Source organism: Peribacillus sp. NPDC046944, from assembly GCF_050272735.1.
In the GTDB taxonomy this organism is placed as follows: Bacteria; Bacillota; Bacilli; order Bacillales; family DSM-1321; genus Peribacillus.
Genome location: NZ_JBNNML010000013.1, coordinates 33462 through 51141, shown reverse-complemented (window position 1 = coordinate 51141; position 17680 = coordinate 33462). Strand labels below are relative to the sequence as shown.

The window sequence follows — 17680 nt, the reverse complement described above, 5'->3', positions numbered from 1 at the left end:
TTGACAATTCTGTTAGAAATCAAAGATATTTTTGTACACAATCACTAAACGTCAAACTTATTTGAGGCATTCATAATGAGTGTGATGTAGAAAAAAAAGCGAGAGCGTCCACAAAAAGGACACCCTCACACATCAACTTGTATAATTTGAGCCTAACCCCAATTCCCTCAATAGCTCACGGTAAGCAATCGAAGTCTTATCCGCCGCGATATGGGCTTCTGCCTGAAGATCGAGCGGCAACTCCTCCGGCTTTTGATTTTCGACCATTTCCTTATCTTCATTAAATATCTGTAAATTGAATTCGTATGTGTCTTCAAGAGGTGCATCTAAATCAAAATTTCGCGCCATCGGGGAAAACATTCTTGTTTTCCTAGCCGAGACCGGACTAGCGCAATTCAGGATAAATAATTTCCCACCTTCCGGAAAATGGACCGTCAACCTCGCCGCTAATGGAGGATAAATGTCAAACACGCGTAGCCACTCAAAATTCGGCGGTTCCAAATGTTTCAGGTCTTTTCCGTAATTGCTGACCGAACTTCTATACTCGACATGTAAGCCGTATTCCGTTTTATCCACTTTATAACTTGGCACAACGGGGTTATCACGATCAGCGAAGCTTTCTGAGTGAACCCAGGCAAAATGAGATACATCCAAAAACCCTTCCATCTGTCTTCCTGCAGAACCAGCAATGTCGATGAACGGAGGCAGAATATTCAGGTATGCCTGATCGTCCCATGCCGGCAATGGCGGGATATCCTCTATATCACTTGCTATCGAAGTCCAGACCAATCCATAACGTTCTACCGTCGGATAGATGGTAATGCAAAGACGAGGAGATATTTTCGCATTAGGGTGTGCGGGAATTCCCGTGCAGTTCCCCTCTGGCCCGTATCTAAATCCATGATAAGGACAAACGATATTGTCTTCTTCCACCCACCCCATGCTTAGCGGAACCCCCCGGTGCAGACAAAGATCCCTAGCCACAATGATTTTTCCGCTCGCACGGTAAAGCACAAGATGGACATCCAGCAATTTAATGCCGAGGGGCTTTTCCGTCACTTCCTCGACCGCCGCCACCGGAAACCAATACTGCGTCAATACATCCCAATCCTCTTTACTGAACGTGCATTCTTTTGGATAGGGTGTCACTCTTTTTTTCTTCTTCGTAGCAACATTGGTTTCCTTCATTCCTTCATCTCCCCTTTTTCATTCATAGCTTTTTATAAATAGTACCAATATTCAGACATTATGTCACCACCAATGTTATAAAACCTTACATTAAAATATAATTTTGGCTATCTCAACAAAATAAAATGGAAAATTTGTAAGGATTGTCAAAGGAATTGTATGATATGATAGAAAAAAACTCACATCATGAAGGCGATAAGGAAATAGTCCACAGCACGTTCTATAGGAAAAGACTATTACACTCGCGCACCCCTAGATAATCAAAATCTTAATGAATGAGGTGTGTTTAGATGAAGGTAGCCGAACTTTTACATTTGCCGTTTTTACCCGGCATGCACGTTATCGCTGGAGAATTAGGTTTGGATGGGGAAGTACAAACGGTCAACATGATGGATGCCCCGGATATCATCCATTTTCTAAAACCGAATGAATTTCTCGTAACGACCGCGTACCACCTGAAGGACCAGCCACTCTTATTCAAGACTCTCATCGAAGGCATGGCCAAACAAGGTTGTGCCGCACTCGGCATCAAGACTCGACGGTACTTGAAGGAAGTACCTGAGGAGATACTTCAACTTGCCAACGAACTCTCTCTTCCTATAATCGATCTTCCCGCAGACTTGTCTCTCGGTGAAATCACCAATCTCATACTCCGGCAAATTCTAGATCAACGCGCCAATGAATTAACGCACGCGATGGAGACACATAAACAATTCACCAATCTCATTATGCGTGGAAAAGGAATTCAGAAATTACTTGATCATTTATCCAATATGATTGAATTTCCCATCACATTGGTTGATCAATACCTTAAACCGATGATTCATCCATATCGCATCTCTTCAGTTTTTTCAATAATCAAAAAAATGATCAGTGAAGGAAACAATTTTCAACTAACCAAGTCTCCTTTTTTCTCATTTTCAGTCCTATCCAATCAGCAAACCTATACTGTTTTCCCCATCTATCTGGATGGAAAAATATTTGGATATTTGACCATTTCAGGAGAAATCAAGTCTAGCGACAATTTGATTACCTTAACAATCGAACAGGCCACAAACGTCATCTCCTTCGCATTAATGAAAGAGCACGCACTCAAACAGCATGATCGAAATATACGAAATGAATTCTTCCTCCATGTCCTTGATGGCAGCTTCTCCTCACAGGAGGAAATCATAAACCGGGCAAAAGAGTTCTCTTTACATAACGAACAAACATATATATGCGTCGTTGGGAAAATGGACGAAACCCATGAAAGTAAAAACTATACACAGCAACAGGAAAAAGCCGATTCGGTTTATGCATTTTTAGAAGAGGAACTTCTCGACTCAACCCTCCCTATCCACCTCTTTACAAAAGGAAAGAAGTGCATTCTTTTATATGAGGTAAACGAAGATTCAAACCATTCCCTTCAATATGTAGAATCCTCCTTACATGCCTTGCAAAGAACAGTGAATAAACAATTTGACTGTACCATGTCGTTCGGAGTCAGCCATATGGCCCCGAAATTTCTTCAGATCAAACACGCCTTCAAGGAAGCGAATGACTCCCTCAAGGAAGGCGGTCTATCAAAAAGGGCTGGATATATCCAGACATTCCGGACAAAAGACATCATGGAATTGCTACGAATCATCCCTGAGGAAGACCTAAAGAACTTTAACCACTTCGCCCTACAAGGATTTTCGAAAATAAAGAACGAAGAGCAAGAACCATTATTGCAGACACTATCCGTCTACCTGGAGACCCATTGCCAAATTTCCGAAACAGCCAAGAGATTATTTGTTCATCGGAACACCGTTGTATACAGACTCGAGAAATGCGAGGAACTACTTGGGAAGAGCCTGAAAGACCCTGAAACCACACTGCAAATACGACTTGCCCTAAGGATCAACACCCTGCTAACCACTTAGATTTCGACTTTCCAATTATATCCTTCCATTACAAACACGTTAGGATCGTTAACCATAAGCAAGACTTATCAACTTAAATAACAACTTTATAATTTCCTTATTATTACAATAGGTGTAAGATTTGAATCAAGAACATACTATCCATTTGGATCCAGAGGGGATTGATTTACATGCCATTTACTTTTAAGTCCATTGACCATATTCAGCTCGCCGCCCCTAAAGGCAGTGAGGACAAGGCAAGAACATTTTTCAAGGACCTGCTAGGCTTTGATGAAGTCGAGAAACCTGAAGCCCTAAAGAAACGCGGTGGCGTTTGGTTTGAATTCGCCAATCACCAAATACATATCGGAATCGAAGAACCATTTTATCCGGCAAAAAAAGCTCATCCCGCTTTTGAAGTAGAGAATATAGAAGCTTTAAAACAGCATTTAGTAACAAATGGAATCGATGTCATGGAGGACGATAGAATCCCAGGTGTTAAAAGATTCTTCATTTCCGACCCTTTCGGTAACCGCATGGAATTGCTTGAACGGTTCAAAAGCTAAATACCGTCCAAGACCAGACAGAACTTACAAAGAATAAGAATGATTGGGAGTATTCAGGAGCCTGTTAAGGGCTCTCTTTTTTATGGAAGCACAGAATATATCGTTGTATCCACCATCCACATATGCGGTATCCAAGTAGGATTGGAATCGGGATAAACTTCAAGATAATTAAAAATTAGAATTTATAATTATCTTGACTTATAAAACATTATTTTGATATATTTAAAAACAGACCGGTTGGTTTAGAGGAGGTTTACTGCGATTGGATACAAAATCACTAATCATTGACATCGCTACAAACCTTTTTCAGAAAAAAGGATATTTAGGCGTAGGATTAAATGAAATCTTAAAGAAATGTAACATTTCAAAAGGCTCACTTTATCACCATTTCCCCAACGGAAAAGAAGAATTACTCATCGCTTGTCTTCAATCTTTGAATACTATTATCACTTCGGATATGAAAGAAATTTTCCAAAAACATCCAACTACACAAATGGCTACTCAATCGATGATTGAAAAACTGGCCGTTCAGTATGATCGTGATGGGATGATTACTGGTTATACATTCAGTAGTATCGTAAGCGAAATGGGATCGCTAAGCGAACCAGTGAGAACCACATGTGCTCTCACTTTCACAAAGATTCAAGATATTTATTCAATCAAATTAATAGAAGATGGCTTTTCCAAAGAAGCAGCTCAGGCACTGGCATTAATGCTGACCGCTACCATCGAAGGTGGGATCATGCTTTGTTTAACAAAAAACTCGAGCGAACCATTAAGAACGATTTCAAAGGGATTGCCCAATTTATTAAAGGCGTATTAATGTAATATAATTACGTCCATACAAAGCCCCTCGACTTGCTTGTTGAGGGATTTTCATTACGCCTTAGAAATCAGTTAGTGTAAATACCTTTTACGTGTATTGATCACGTAGCCACAACGTCTAAATATGTATTTTCGGAAGGAAGAAAACATTGAAAAACGAAACTAGATTACCAAGAAACGGCAAAGAGGGCGCATTATACGGAGGTATCATCTGTTTTCTTACCTCTTTATTCATGTCGTCATTCAGTATCATTACAGTAACTGGTGAATTTAACGGGGAAATTGCAATAGATATTATCAAAATTTGGCCAATCATGTTTATTATCGCCATGGTCATTGAGCCAGTCCTTGTAGGACGCATTGCAGAAAACATGGTAAAAAAGTTCACTCAACCAACAGATAGCTTTAACGCAAAGATTTTATTCCGTATCGTATTCACTGTATTCGGCATGTCCATGTGCATGACTTTCATTGGCGGAATCATCGGTAACGGTTTTAATTCGGATACCTTTAGCAACTTTATTTCATATTGGCCAAGAAACTTCTTCATCGTTCTTATTGCTGAGAGTTTAGTCATTCAACCCCTTGCAAGAATGGCCATGGTAAAAATACATGCTAATCAAGATAAAAAAGATCCTGCCGTTGCCATTATAAAATAATGCCCAGGATGACGAACTGAATATCAAAATAAAAGGGGTTCGAAATGAAGATTTCGAACCCCTTTTGACTATCATAACGCCTAAAGTTAATCTAGATATCTTCTTGCCCCAGCATATTCTTCACCGTAACCCGATGTATCGATTTCATCTATCCTTACATGTGTAGAGGTGTTTGGCGAATGAATCATCTTCCCTTTTCCTATATACATCCCTACATGGTGGACCTTCCCTTTTCCTTTATCATAGGCAAAAAAGAGTAAATCGCCTGGTTCAAGGTTTTCCCGTTTCACCATTTCCCCTTGTTGCGCCTGAACGGAAGAGTCCCTTGGAATCGTTATTCCATTAGCGTGGTACATCGTATAGGTAAACCCGGAACAGTCAAATCCAAAACCGGACATTCCGGCCCATAGATAAGGAAGACCTAAAAATCCTTTGCCCGATTGCACGATGTCCGTACCCGTCGGTTTTGGAATTTGATTTTCATTTTGATAGATCTCTACGTCTTTCTTATCTATCCATTTGGCTCCATCACTTGGTGTCATAACTTTTACCTTATCTTTTTTCACCTGTAAAAGTGGAAGGCGTGTATCAAAGCTGACTTCCATGAATTTCGACCGCTGTTTCGAATCCGAATAAAGCCAAGTCTTGGGAGCATCCACAAGGACTAACCCTTTAGAGAGTTGTTTTTCAAAGGCCTTTTCTGTCTTCAATTGCCCTTTTGGCATCCATCCTGGATAACCCGCTTCATTTCGGGGTGTCAACTGATTGGCTACTGCTACTTTCACCCAATTTCCTCGTTCTTCGAGTATGGTCACTTTTGACCCATATAACGCCTGTGTTTCCAGGTTACCCACAAGCCACAGCTTGTCCTCATACTTCATGGACTTGATCCAGGCATTCAAATCAACGGGGTTCGACGCAGAAGGAGCATCCAATTGTCTTAATAGGTCCGGCTCCGTCCACAGAGTGGCAACCGCTACATCTACATAGGCACTTCTCACTTTTTCTTTTGCGCTTGCTTCACTTGAACTGAATAGTAAAATACTAAGTGCAAAGAAAGATAGCACTAAAACCAATACCTTTTTTCTTTCCATCTACATAATCACCCTTCCAAAAATTTTTATTGAGTAAAAGAGGATTTCCTCTTGACCCCTAGTCCAGGTTTATCGGTAATGAAGAGGTGGTCTTTCTTAAATTGAAGTCCTTCAAATGGTTCATCCTTAATCCATAATGGTGCATCCAGATCAATCTTCGTGATGTTTGGATGCGCGGTTGCCAAATGAGCTGCGGCCGCTACACTTATGGTTGATTCCATCATACTTCCGATCATGCATTCAACCCCGGCTACTTCTGCCATATCCGCGATCTGAAGTGCACGCCGAATTCCTCCGGTTTTCATTAATTTAATATTCAGTAAATCAACAGCCCGTTCACTTAAAAGTCTCAAGGCATCACGAGGGGAAAACAGGCTTTCGTCGGCCATGATCGGCACGTTCACCGACCTCTTTATTTCTTTCAAACCATCGATGTCATGTGCTTGCACAGGCTGTTCCACCAAATCAACGTTCAGCTTCCTCTCCTCGATTTCACGAATGATGGAGATTGCTTGTTTTGTTGTCCATCCTTGATTCGCGTCGACCCGGATGATGACTTGATCCCCCACAGCTTCTCGAATGCGGGAGACCCGTTCCACATCACTCTTCCAATCCTTCCCCAGCTTGATTTTCATCGTTGAAAATCCACCTTCTATTAGAGACAAGGCCGCCTTTGCCATTTCATCAGGTGTATCAATACTGATTGTCATATCGTTTTTCAGCTCATTCGATTTCCCACCCAGATATTGATATAAAGGGAGCTGCCACCTTTTGCTGACTGCATCATACAAAGCGATTTCAACAGCAGCTTTTGCACTTGTATTGCCTACACAGGATTGTTGGATTACCTGAGACAATACATGAATACTCTCAATGTCACGGCCAATGAGATGTGGCGCGATCACTTCTTCAATGACCGTCATGATTCCATTAGTGGAATCTCCTGTGATGGCAACCGTCGGGGCTGCTGCACCCAATCCTTCCGTACCATCCTCCAACTTCACGGAAACCATGATGTTCTCAATTTCCATTGCAGTGCGCAAGGCAGTCTTGAATGGTTTGATGAGTGGTAGAGTTTCCACTGATACTTGTAAACTTTCAATCTTCATCGTAACATTCCTTCCTTAAAAGCTTGATAGTATATATGACGTAAATATTCCAAAATAGGTACCCAGAAGACTACCCAAAACAGCCATCAGGATTCCGACAGGTATTAGAGCCCGGTTAAATGCGCCCGCCAATATCGGAGCTGAAGCAACCCCTCCTATATTAGCCAATGAGGCAACTCCCATTGTAAATAGATCCAACTTGAAGACTTTTGCCAAAATGACCATGATCAATCCATGGAAGAATAGAATCATGAAACCGGATAGAATATACACAGGTGCTTGAAACAGCTGTGAAAAATCGGCATGGGAGGCAATTAAACCAATGACTATATACAGCATGACTTTGGAAATTTCCATGGAGCCCGCGATGCGCCCAACCTTCGTGACGGCCAGAAGCAACCCTACAGTCGACGCGATGATGATGGTCCACGTCGTCCCATTCACTGCAGCACCCAACACTGGCAGATTTTCCCCGATTTTCGTTGCCCCTGCTGATACGATTAAAGCGAGCGCCAAGAAACCGATCAATTCCACGAAGCCAAATTCCGTCTTTGTCGTTTCTCCCGCTTCAAGCTCGGAGGTCATTTGTTCAATGAAAGAAGTATCCGCTTTGGTCCAAAAATTGAATTTCCCGGCTAGAGGTACCAACCAGAACAAAAACATAACCCAAATGGAGTAATTGACTGTATCCATGATTAACGCATAACCAAAGATATTTTCAGGTACATCCAATATCCCTTGCAGGATCACCATGTTGGCCGATCCCCCAGTCCAACTTGCACTCAAAGCCGAAAATGCCTTCCAAGTTCCTTCCGCATAAAAACCATTCATCAAGACGTAAGTTAGAGTGAACCCTCCTATGATACTGATAGATGCCGCAAAAAAGTTAAAAGCATCTTCGGTCCAAGTCTCATTATTTTACGCATATCACATTGCAACAACATGAGCATCAGCATGGCTGGAAGCAGGAGACCCCTGACAGTACCATATGCATTTTCGACTGATTCACTGTCTGAAAAGAGCCCAAATGTCTTCATCAAGGCCGCTCCAATATAAATGAGGACAATGCCAGGTACATACTTGAAGAACTTTCCTCCTACTTTCTTCTCCACTACGGCAATCGCAGCAGTAAATGCCAATAAAAAACAGACAAACATCACACCATCTTGAATCATTTCCCATACCTCCTTATAGTCAAGGGATTCCGTTCTACTAAACTACGATTTAGTCAACATGTCCCTAATAAAAAAATCCAGCTGCCAAAGAGCGCACGAATACACTCTTTAACAGCTGGATTTCAATTGCGTCTAACAAAAGAAGCAGCTATATCTTATTAAGTTGAAGATATTTAATACTTGCATTCCTTATGGCAACGGTCAGAGCTTTCTGAGAAGAACCAAAATACCGTTTCTCAATTTCCTTCTCCAACACATCAGGTTGAAGAATGGAATGTCCATTCAACATGGAGCGAATGAACTTGGATGTAAGCGATATTGTAGTCGAACATTCCACATCCACGATCTCATGTGTATCACTATCAATGACCAATCCAATAAAAAAGCAGTTAAACTGCTGAGTAATCGGATTATTGGACGCCGCCTTTGACTCGCCCACTATGTACACTGTATTTTCCTGAAACATCCTTAGTGGCCTCCTGTCATTACAGACATCCAACAGGTATATATGGAGATATCTAAATTCCAACCAAATGATTACATATATACTAATATGTTCATTATGAATCTGTCAATATATTTCGCATATTACGACAAATCCCCACTTTTCAAGTAAGCCAGCAGGAAAATACTCTATCATCCTTTGGACTACCTTGTTCTCTCTTTATATAGTTTGTCCATAATCCCCTCTGAAAATTAGTTACAATACCCAATGACAATTATCAGAATATTTATTATGATGATATTAATCATAACAAGTATGCGTTATATTATATGACATTTTTTTCAAGAAGGGAGTTTTACTTATATGAATGAAAAAGTTGGCAAGTCCAAGGTTTTCTCCTTAGGCCTACAGCATGTCCTCGCCATGTATGCAGGGGCAATCCTGGTGCCCATCATCGTCGGAGGCGCCTTAGGCTTCACTCCTCAACAGCTTGCTTACCTCATTGCCATTGACTTATTAACCTGTGGAATCGCGACGTTACTCCAAGCATGGAAAAACAAATTCTTCGGCATTGGGCTCCCGATTGTTTTAGGGACTTCCTTCGTAGCGGTCACTCCCATGATTTCCATAGGAAGTAACTATGGCATTTCCGCCATATATGGATCGATCATCGCAGCAGGTCTGTTCATCATTTTTTTCTCCAATATCTTTGGCAAGCTACTAAAGTTATTTCCTCCTGTCGTGACTGGGACAGTCGTCATCATCATTGGATTATCCTTAGTTCCCACCGGCATTAAAAACATGGCTGGCGGTGCAGGAAGCAAAGACTTTGGTTCAGCTGAAAACCTCATGCTCTCATTCGGTGTCCTTTCCATCATTTTACTGATGAATCGGTATTTCACTGGATTCATCCGTGCCATTTCCGTATTGGTCGGCATCATCGCAGGAACGGTCGTTTCCGCATTTACAGGAAAAATGGATTTTTCCACCGTCATGGAAGCCTCGTGGTTTCATGTCCCAGCTCCATTCTACTTCGGCGTACCCACCTTTGAAATCGCGCCTATCCTGACGATGATGCTAGTCGGAACGGTCATCCTAATCGAATCGACCGGTGCCTTCCTTGCCCTTGGAAAAATAACCGGGCGTGCCTTGAAGGAACGGGATATTGTACGGGGCTATCGTGCAGAAGGGCTTGCCTTCACTTTAGGAGGAATCTTCAACGCCTTTCCCTATAGCACATTCGCACAAAATGTCGGACTGGTTCAATTGTCCGGCGTGAAAAAACGATCCATCACCATCGCGGCAGGTTTCATTTTAATCGGGCTTGGACTGGTTCCAAAAATTGCAGCACTCGCTACATTGATTCCTACAGCCGTTCTTGGTGGAGCTACCGTCGTCATGTTCGGGATGGTTGTATCCTCAGGAATCAAGATGTTAGGCGATGTAGACTTTTCCGATAACTCGAATTTATTGGTCATCGCATGTTCGGTATCATTGGGTCTCGGCGCAACGGTCGTTCCCGAATTGTTCTCGAGCCTGCCGGAAGCGATTCGTATTGTTGTCGGCGATGGAATCATTACCGGTAGCCTGACAGCCATCATCCTGAACTTAATTTTAACTCCCCGGAATAAAAAATCAGATCCTAGAGTGGTGCCTAAAACGGACCAGCTCTTAGCCAAAAGCGTATAAAAGGAGCCTAGAACATGATCACATTGGAGATGTTACAGAAAAAAAGCGATAAGGAATTCACGGAGATTCTCGGGGATATTTTCGAGCACTCACCTTGGATTCCAGAGCAAGCCTCAGCGTCCAGGCCGTTTTCTTCCTTATTAAGCCTTCATCAATGCATGGTCGATATCGTGAACCACGCACCTAAGGAAATGCAAATGGATTTAATAAGGAAGCACCCAAACCTGGGTGAAAAAGTCGAAATGACAGCTGACTCGACCAAGGAACAACGAGGAGCGGGATTAAAGGACCTTACCGTTTTGGAATACGAAAATTTCCTTTCATTAAATAGGCGTTATCAAAAAAAGTTCGGCTTCCCCTTCATCCTCGCAGTACGCGGCAAGGATAAGCATGACATATATGAAGCAATGGAATTAAGGATTCATCATACAGAAGAAACCGAGTTTGAAATAGCCTTAGCAGAGATTTATCAAATAGCGTTCTTTCGTTTACAAGAAAAAATCAAAAGCTAAATAGTCTCGGCCTTGGCCGAAGAATGCAAGGGATAAGGAGACATATATGTCTGGTTTAACAACGCATATCTTGGACTTAACGCACGGGAAACCCGCTGCAAACGTCACGATTGAATTATATTACTCCGAATCATCATCCTCTACCTGGCAGCTACTCCAAACAGCTGTCACGAACGCGGATGGGCGGCTCGATGCCCCTCTCCTCACCGGGGAAGAGGCAAAAACCGGACAGTACGAAATCGTCTTTCATATCGGCGATTACTTCCGCGGTCAATCAATTGAGCTACCTGACCCTCCCTTTTTGGACCAAGTTCCTATCCGCTTCGGTCTAGCGTCCCCCGCTTCCCACTATCATGTGCCTTTACTCGTCTCCCCATGGGGCTATCAGGTATACCGGGGAAGTTAATGAATTTAGGAATACTACAAACAAACCCCCGGCAAAGAGGCATATACATTGTCCCTTTGCCGGGGGTTTCCTGCTTATTGATTCATTAGTCTTTTTAAGCCCATACACCATCACACTATTTTTTTCTTGGGTGTTAGTTTTTCGGTTGATTCCACTTCTCTTAACCCTTGATAGATGCAAAAACCTGAGTAAGCTAAGAGCAATAAACCCGGACCAATCAGTAAAAGGGCAGCACCTTCTTTTGATTGGGTGAAATCGATGAAATATCCTACATAAGGGATGGTGAATCCAGAGTATAGAGCTACAATATTATCGGATAGAACCGGGTCAGCATCTGCAGTTTTATTATTATCACCTTTCGTATCATAAAGAACATGCTCTCCGCTACTGTTCACCTTGGTGATCCTATGCGTTATGAGTATTTCCTCACTTGTTTGGAAGGTGATGATATCCCCTTTTTTAAGGGCTAGTTTCTCGTCTGAACTTAGTGGCTTGACAGCTATAACTGACCCGGTTTGAAAGGTAGGTTCCATCGACCCGGACAAAACAGTTTTAAGCTGATACCCCATAACCTGGGGTTCCCCCCCAGATGCTTTTGAAGATATGACAAGAAATACCATTACCATTAAGTTTAAAAATAGTACCACTGTAATCAAATTACTTATTACTTTCAGCGTTCTTTTCAAACTCTTCGCCTCCTGACTTATTATCTACCTTACCATCTGTGTTCTCATCCTCTGTAATAGGGTCCTTTTTAATCGGTAACTCACTTTCTTCTTTTTCTTTATCGATAGCCTCGTTTTCTTTAGGCTTATTTTCAATTTCGTCTTTAGTGGAATCCTCTACTTTTTCATCAGAGTCCTTTGCTTCTTCATTCTCCTCAGTTTCGGGCTCAGCACTCTCATTCTCCTGATTTTCATTTGGATCTGGCTCATCGTCGATCGGTTCCTTCACTTCTTCACATTCTTCATGATTTTCATTCTCTTTTGCGTTAGAGCAATCCATGTCCTCGGCTATCTCCCAAGTCCCAATTTGAATCTCTTGGTTTACTAGTTCCATGTCGGTGTAATAGGCATTCGTTTGCCCCGTAACAGCCACCACTGTTCCTAAAAATAAATACCATATAGCCACCAGCTTGGTTAATGTCCATAATAGTTTTTTTCTCTTCCAAATTCCCTTTTTATTTAGTATTGGAAACCCCTTCTTCCTAGGCTTCATTCTTTATAGTGCTTGCTGCCTTTCAGATTTACGATTCCTAGACTAATGCTCTGGAACTCCTATGTATAGAATGTACTTCAAGTATTCGATATAAAAGAAGTGCCCAAAAGAACACTTTTGGGACACCTCCACTTTTTAAACTCTTAGTTCACACCAACAGCGATATATGCAGCTTTTACAGCTCTTACTTCTTTTGAGCTAGCTCCATATAAATCCGTTGCAGCCTGAATAGCTGCTTCTTTCATCATTGTAAAGTTTGAACTGGCTGTCAGGTATTTAGAAAGGGCGCGGTAATAAATTTGTTCTGTCGCTTCACGACCAACCCCACTCACGGTAACTCCATAATGAGTTCCACCCTCTGAGATCAGGTAAGCTGCCTTGTTATTGATACTACTGTTGATATGAACGCCACCACTATCTAAAGTACCTGTATACCTTTTACTCCAATGATCTGGAGAATAGCCGCTATCCGTTCTGACGTCAACGATTTCTGCCGGATTACTCATGGAACGCAATCCCTTTCTTCCATCCTTAACGATTGTTTCTCCAATTAGCCATTCTTCATCACTTCTGTCTACCATGGCAGCAAATATATCTGACATGGATTCGTTTAAGGCCCCGGATTCATTTCGATAGATTAGATTTGCCGTATGTTCAGTCACACCATGCGCCATCTCATGCGCAGCAACATCCAAACCTCCCGCGAAATTATGATAGGCGATGCCATCACCATCACCATATGACATCGTTCTTCCATTCCAGGATGCATTATTCCAATTATTATTCACATGGACCGAAGAAATTAACTGTTGACCCTTATCATCAACCGAATTACGCCCAAATGTGCCTTTGAAATAATCATAGGTCTTTTGTGCATTTGCATGTGCATCTACAGCAGCACCGTCTTTAAACATTTTAATAAGACTTGTGACTAGTCGATTGCCATTCTTTGCATCATTGGTGACTACACCTTTACCTCGCGTCACATCAGTGAGACCATACACCCCGTTAGCATATTGCGCTTCAAACATCTGCTTGTTATTAAATACGCCATTACCAAATGCCGTAACTTCATGGGAAGCATTATAGTTATCTACAATTTTTCCATTGGTAGAATCAATGAAATAATGCCAGTATCCAACCTCGGGTTCAATAGTAGAAGCTTTAACTAGAAAAGTATTATGGAATGCTCCATCGAATTCATAAATATACTGTTCAACGGCAATGTCACCATCATACTGATCTACCTTGCCAATTTTCTTTTCAAGATCCTGTTTTGCTACTTCAATCGCCTCTGTTTCAGAAATGGCAACCTCTGTCTTGATATTTTCATTCTCTAGATCAGGTACTACTTCACCGAAGAACGACGTAACATTATTATTCTCGTCAATCGCTATCGTCGAATCCGATCCGTATATAGGAACTCCTTTATACTGTTCAATCAGTCTAAAGTGATGGGTTCCGACCTCTTTATCAGCTTGTTCGTCTATTACTTTAAAGTTTTTTTTCATATCACCTTTTAGTTTAAACTTCTTACTATTTTCATTAAGGAAAGAATAGGCGATTTCCTTCTTACTTAAGCCACTTTTCCCTTTTGGGGACCAGGTTTCACCAATAAAAGAAGGAGTTTTATATTCATCATTATATTTAATAGTATCCTGAGCACCTACAAGTGATCCAGCTGTACCGAACGTCCCTAAAAAAACGGATAGAGCTAAAGTAGTAGAAACCATTTTCTTATTTACTTTCAATTATCTCATCTCCCTGATAAATAGTTTTTAAATTACTTCTCATAGGTATATGAGAAATTTTACTTAGCTTCACCAGCCGTTTGATTGGCGATAAATGTCCAGTCAAGTTTAAGTTGATCGCCTTGTAATACATTTTGATCTTCACCATTATCGATAAATTCAAACTGTACCCAAAGATCGTTTTCAGCACCCGGTTCAAGCCCACCATTTTTTGCAAAGAAAGGGTCTAGAACACTCTTTTTAACAAGGTCTGGATCCATATTTTTCAATTCTTGCAGTGTTGTCTCAAAAATAGGTTCATTCTCTTTGTCCCAATTCCATAAGAAGTTCACTCGGATATGCTTCCCGAAATCCTCAGAACCATTGTCACCCTTCGCATCGACAACCGAATACGCTGTTTTTAGATTGACGTTTTTAATTTTCAACGAACCATTATTCGCTAATTTAAATTCAGTTGTTTTCGAGTCACCAGGTTTCATATTCTCAAGATTGACGATTGTTTGTGGATTAATGGACAAATCCAATGTACCGGCTGCGAACGTATTATTGGTTACTTCTTGATCGCTGAAATAAGCATATGTACCCCCACCAATCAGTGATAGTCCTAATGCTGCTGATGCAATACCTAAACCTAACTTTTTCTTCATACCCACTTCAATTCCCCCCGCATTTCTATTTTTACTTCTAAAAATCTTTAGTAGCCTTCTTCATGTTGCAAGTTATATAATATGGAATATAAAGTAAATTATCTCCTCCCTTTTATTTTTTAACTCGTATGAGTACCCTTGAAGCAACCTTACAATACTAATCTAGGAGTACATTCACTCCATAATATTCCTTATTAAGATTTATTTGTTCTCAATAAAGAATGTATTTACATAATATTACCTAATTTTACATATTATTGTATATAGTCTTATATGTTTATAATCTTTTTAGGATTTCAAAAAATATTATCTTTTAAATTATCCACTTTACCCTTAGTCTTCGACACTTTCCCAAGGTTAATCCTTGTATAGAAGTAGGAAAATAGCGAGAAAGAGCTTCCGACTGCCATCTTAAAATGACGCTGGAATTGCTAGGTCCGTATATTTAATGATAGTCAGCAATGGTTAAAATGGTATTATTTTCCTATATTTAATATATCACTAGACTAAAGTAGTATTTTCTGTAGGAACTAACTAACATCTTATTCATTTAAAATATATATAGTGAGAGTGAATACTAAAAAGTTGATAACTTTAAAAAAGTAATAGTAAAAAACGTAGGGCCCCGGCTTAAAATCCTGGGCCCTACGTTTTTTATGAAATAAAATCAGGTTATATCGAGGTTACGTTCGTACTCTTTCAAGATCCGACGGCTGCACCGTCTCCCCGTGGGTCGACTCCACCTTTAAGGAATCCATGCTCATCGATCCGGATGGCCTGCGCATGTCCCATTGCCCCATCAAACTCATCCACGACTTCGACAAGATGCCCTTTTTCTTGGAGTTCCTTAATGGTATCTTTCTCGACACGACTTTCGATGCGTAACGCCTCACTAGATTCTCCCCAGGTCCTGCCCCAGACAAAACGAGGCTCATTGATGGCCGTTTGGGGATCCATCCCATAATCGATCATCCGGGTAATGATCGCGGTTTGCGTCTGCGGTTGACCTTCCCCACCTTGCGTTCCGTAAATAATGCTAGGTTTTCCATCCTTACAGGCCATTGCCGGCATCAGGGTATGGAAGGAACGCTTGTTAGGTTCCAAAGTATTGACATGGTTGGAATCTAGCGAGAAAAAGGACCCCCGGTTTTGAAGAATCACTCCTGTATCCCCGGCAACGACACCCGATCCGAACTCGAAGTACAGGCTCTGAATGAATGATACGGAATTCCCATCCTTATCTACAACGGCGGCATAAGCGGTGTCACTGCCCATCGGCGGGCTAGCCACCTTTTCTGCCTTCGTTCGTTGAATGGCTGCCCCGATCTTGGCAGCATATCGCTTATCAAGGAGCTTACCCAGGGGAATCTCAAAGAATTCAGGATCCGTTAATACCTCGTTTCTATCACGAAACCCTGCTTTTAACGCCTCCGCCAATAGATGATAATAATCGGCAGATCCATGCTCCATGTTTTCCAAGTCAAAGTTCTCTAGAATATTCAACGCCAGCAAACCGACGAACCCTTGAGAGTTGGGTGGGACTTGATAAATGGTATAGTCGCGGTAGGTAGTGGATATAGGTTCGACCCAGTTACCTTCATGGTTGGCAAAGTCAGCAGCGGTTAACAGTCCACCCTGTTCCTGCAAATAAGTAACGATGGATTGACCAAGTTCGCCATGATAAAAAACATCCCTCCCCCGTTCAGCAATCAAGGTTAAACTACGGGCCAAGTCTTTTTGAAAAAAACGTTCCCCCACTTCCGGAATTCTTCCTCCTGGCGCATAAATATCGGCTGTGATCGGCATCTTTGAAAGCCAGTCCCAGTTCTGCTTTGTATAGTCCACTTGGTTCTTCGTAATGGGAAAACCATTTTCCGCATACTCGATTGCCGGTACAAGAACTTCAGCCAATGATAAGGTACCTAATTCTTTTAATATAGCATCCCAGCTATCTACCATTCCCGGAACGGTGATGGCACTCCTTATGCCACGAAAGGGAATGGCCGCTTCCCCTGCATACGTTTCACGGCTGACATTTGCCCCAGATCGTCCGCTACCATTATAAACACTTATTTTCCCGTCACTGTTTTCATAATTCAGCCAGAACATATCACCGCCAAGTCCCGTCATATGCGGATAAACAACACCCAGGCAGGCGCTGACAGCCACCGCTGCATCAAAAGCATTGCCTCCTTTTTCGAGAATATGATTTCCCGCCATCGATGCTAAATAGTGGGGGCTCACTACCATGCTCTTCGTTCCGATAATCGATTGTGTCATACAGTTGCTCCTTTCATTTATTTTATTTTTTCTGAAAATTAACTATATTTGTATTATAAACCATTAACTCACAATACGTAATCCACTTTTTTGTTTTTATTAACAAATAGAAATCATTTTCATCTTTAAATCATCTATTGAACTAATAAGTTATATAATTACATACAATTCGATACTTTTATTAAAATTTTATGAGCATTTCGAAACCTATTTTGTTATGATTAATAGAT

At 41.4% G+C, this 17680-nt stretch carries 16 protein-coding genes and 1 pseudogene; 7 read left to right on the top strand and 10 right to left on the bottom strand.

The window, feature by feature from the left end:
- Positions 1–132 precede the first annotated feature (132 nt).
- Positions 133–1188, bottom strand: a complete 1056-nt coding sequence (locus ACQKIC_RS18475) for a Rieske 2Fe-2S domain-containing protein (RefSeq protein WP_427592120.1) — start codon at positions 1186–1188, stop codon at positions 133–135.
- Positions 1189–1478: 290 nt separating this feature from the next.
- On the opposite strand from ACQKIC_RS18475, the gene ACQKIC_RS18470 reads away from it, so the two are divergent.
- The 4 genes from ACQKIC_RS18470 (at position 1479) to ACQKIC_RS18455 (ending at position 5124) form a co-directional block, all read left to right on the top strand.
- The gene (locus ACQKIC_RS18470) at positions 1479–3095 is read left to right on the top strand and encodes a PucR family transcriptional regulator (protein ID WP_427592119.1); all 1617 of its coding nucleotides are present in this window, start codon (positions 1479–1481) and stop codon (positions 3093–3095) included.
- Positions 3096–3265: 170 nt separating this feature from the next.
- A complete protein-coding gene (locus tag ACQKIC_RS18465; protein WP_427592118.1) occupies positions 3266–3640 on the top strand; it encodes a VOC family protein in 375 nt (124 codons plus the stop codon).
- A 262-nt stretch (positions 3641–3902) separates the two neighbouring features.
- Positions 3903–4463 (top strand): TetR/AcrR family transcriptional regulator, encoded by a 561-nt coding sequence (locus tag ACQKIC_RS18460; protein ID WP_427592117.1) that lies wholly within the window; start codon positions 3903–3905, stop codon positions 4461–4463.
- Between the two features lie 151 nt (positions 4464–4614).
- Complete coding sequence (locus ACQKIC_RS18455) at positions 4615–5124, top strand: DUF2798 domain-containing protein (protein ID WP_427592116.1); 510 nt, start codon at positions 4615–4617, stop codon at positions 5122–5124.
- Positions 5125–5210: 86 nt separating this feature from the next.
- Here ACQKIC_RS18455 and ACQKIC_RS18450 read toward each other — a convergent pair whose 3' ends face one another.
- From ACQKIC_RS18450 to ACQKIC_RS18435, 4 genes and pseudogenes are all read right to left on the bottom strand, one after another.
- Entirely contained in the window at positions 5211–6218 is a 1008-nt protein-coding gene (locus ACQKIC_RS18450) for an NlpC/P60 family protein (protein WP_427592115.1), read from the bottom strand.
- 26 nt (positions 6219–6244) lie between these two features.
- Positions 6245–7327, bottom strand: a complete 1083-nt coding sequence (locus ACQKIC_RS18445; protein WP_427592114.1) for a dipeptide epimerase — start codon at positions 7325–7327, stop codon at positions 6245–6247.
- Positions 7328–7342: 15 nt separating this feature from the next.
- Positions 7343–8502 (bottom strand): annotated as a pseudogene (locus ACQKIC_RS18440) (DUF819 domain-containing protein).
- Positions 8503–8650: 148 nt separating this feature from the next.
- Positions 8651–8968, bottom strand: a complete 318-nt coding sequence (locus ACQKIC_RS18435; RefSeq protein ID WP_402990339.1) for a DUF3870 domain-containing protein — start codon at positions 8966–8968, stop codon at positions 8651–8653.
- A gap of 342 nt (positions 8969–9310) precedes the next feature.
- On the opposite strand from ACQKIC_RS18435, the gene ACQKIC_RS18430 reads away from it, so the two are divergent.
- The 3 genes from ACQKIC_RS18430 to uraH are packed head-to-tail and all read left to right on the top strand — an operon-like array spanning position 9311 to position 11554.
- Positions 9311–10636 (top strand): nucleobase:cation symporter-2 family protein, encoded by a 1326-nt coding sequence (locus ACQKIC_RS18430; RefSeq protein ID WP_402955451.1) that lies wholly within the window; start codon positions 9311–9313, stop codon positions 10634–10636.
- 14 nt (positions 10637–10650) lie between these two features.
- A complete protein-coding gene (gene uraD / locus ACQKIC_RS18425) occupies positions 10651–11148 on the top strand; it encodes a 2-oxo-4-hydroxy-4-carboxy-5-ureidoimidazoline decarboxylase (protein ID WP_402955449.1) in 498 nt (165 codons plus the stop codon).
- Positions 11149–11194: 46 nt separating this feature from the next.
- Positions 11195–11554, top strand: a complete 360-nt coding sequence (gene uraH, locus ACQKIC_RS18420; protein WP_402867583.1) for a hydroxyisourate hydrolase — start codon at positions 11195–11197, stop codon at positions 11552–11554.
- Between the two features lie 110 nt (positions 11555–11664).
- On the opposite strand, the gene sipW is transcribed toward uraH, so the two are convergent.
- From sipW to ggt, 5 genes are all read right to left on the bottom strand, one after another.
- On the bottom strand, positions 11665–12240 hold the full coding sequence (gene sipW, locus ACQKIC_RS18415; protein ID WP_402955447.1) for a signal peptidase I SipW: 576 nt from the start codon (positions 12238–12240) through the stop codon (positions 11665–11667).
- Positions 12212–12685: a hypothetical protein gene (locus ACQKIC_RS18410; RefSeq protein WP_402955444.1), complete on the bottom strand. Its 474-nt coding sequence runs from the start codon at positions 12683–12685 to the stop codon at positions 12212–12214. Before ACQKIC_RS18410 ends, sipW begins: the two co-directional genes overlap by 29 nt.
- A 230-nt stretch (positions 12686–12915) precedes the next feature.
- Complete coding sequence (locus tag ACQKIC_RS18405) at positions 12916–14505, bottom strand: M4 family metallopeptidase (RefSeq protein WP_407407106.1); 1590 nt, start codon at positions 14503–14505, stop codon at positions 12916–12918.
- Positions 14506–14582: 77 nt separating this feature from the next.
- On the bottom strand, positions 14583–15176 hold the full coding sequence (locus ACQKIC_RS18400) for a TasA family protein (protein ID WP_402955442.1): 594 nt from the start codon (positions 15174–15176) through the stop codon (positions 14583–14585).
- Positions 15177–15869: 693 nt separating this feature from the next.
- Positions 15870–17450 carry a gamma-glutamyltransferase gene (ggt, locus tag ACQKIC_RS18395; protein ID WP_427592113.1) on the bottom strand — a complete coding sequence of 527 codons (1581 nt, stop codon included), beginning with the start codon at positions 17448–17450 and terminating at the stop codon, positions 15870–15872.
- Positions 17451–17680 lie beyond the last annotated feature (230 nt).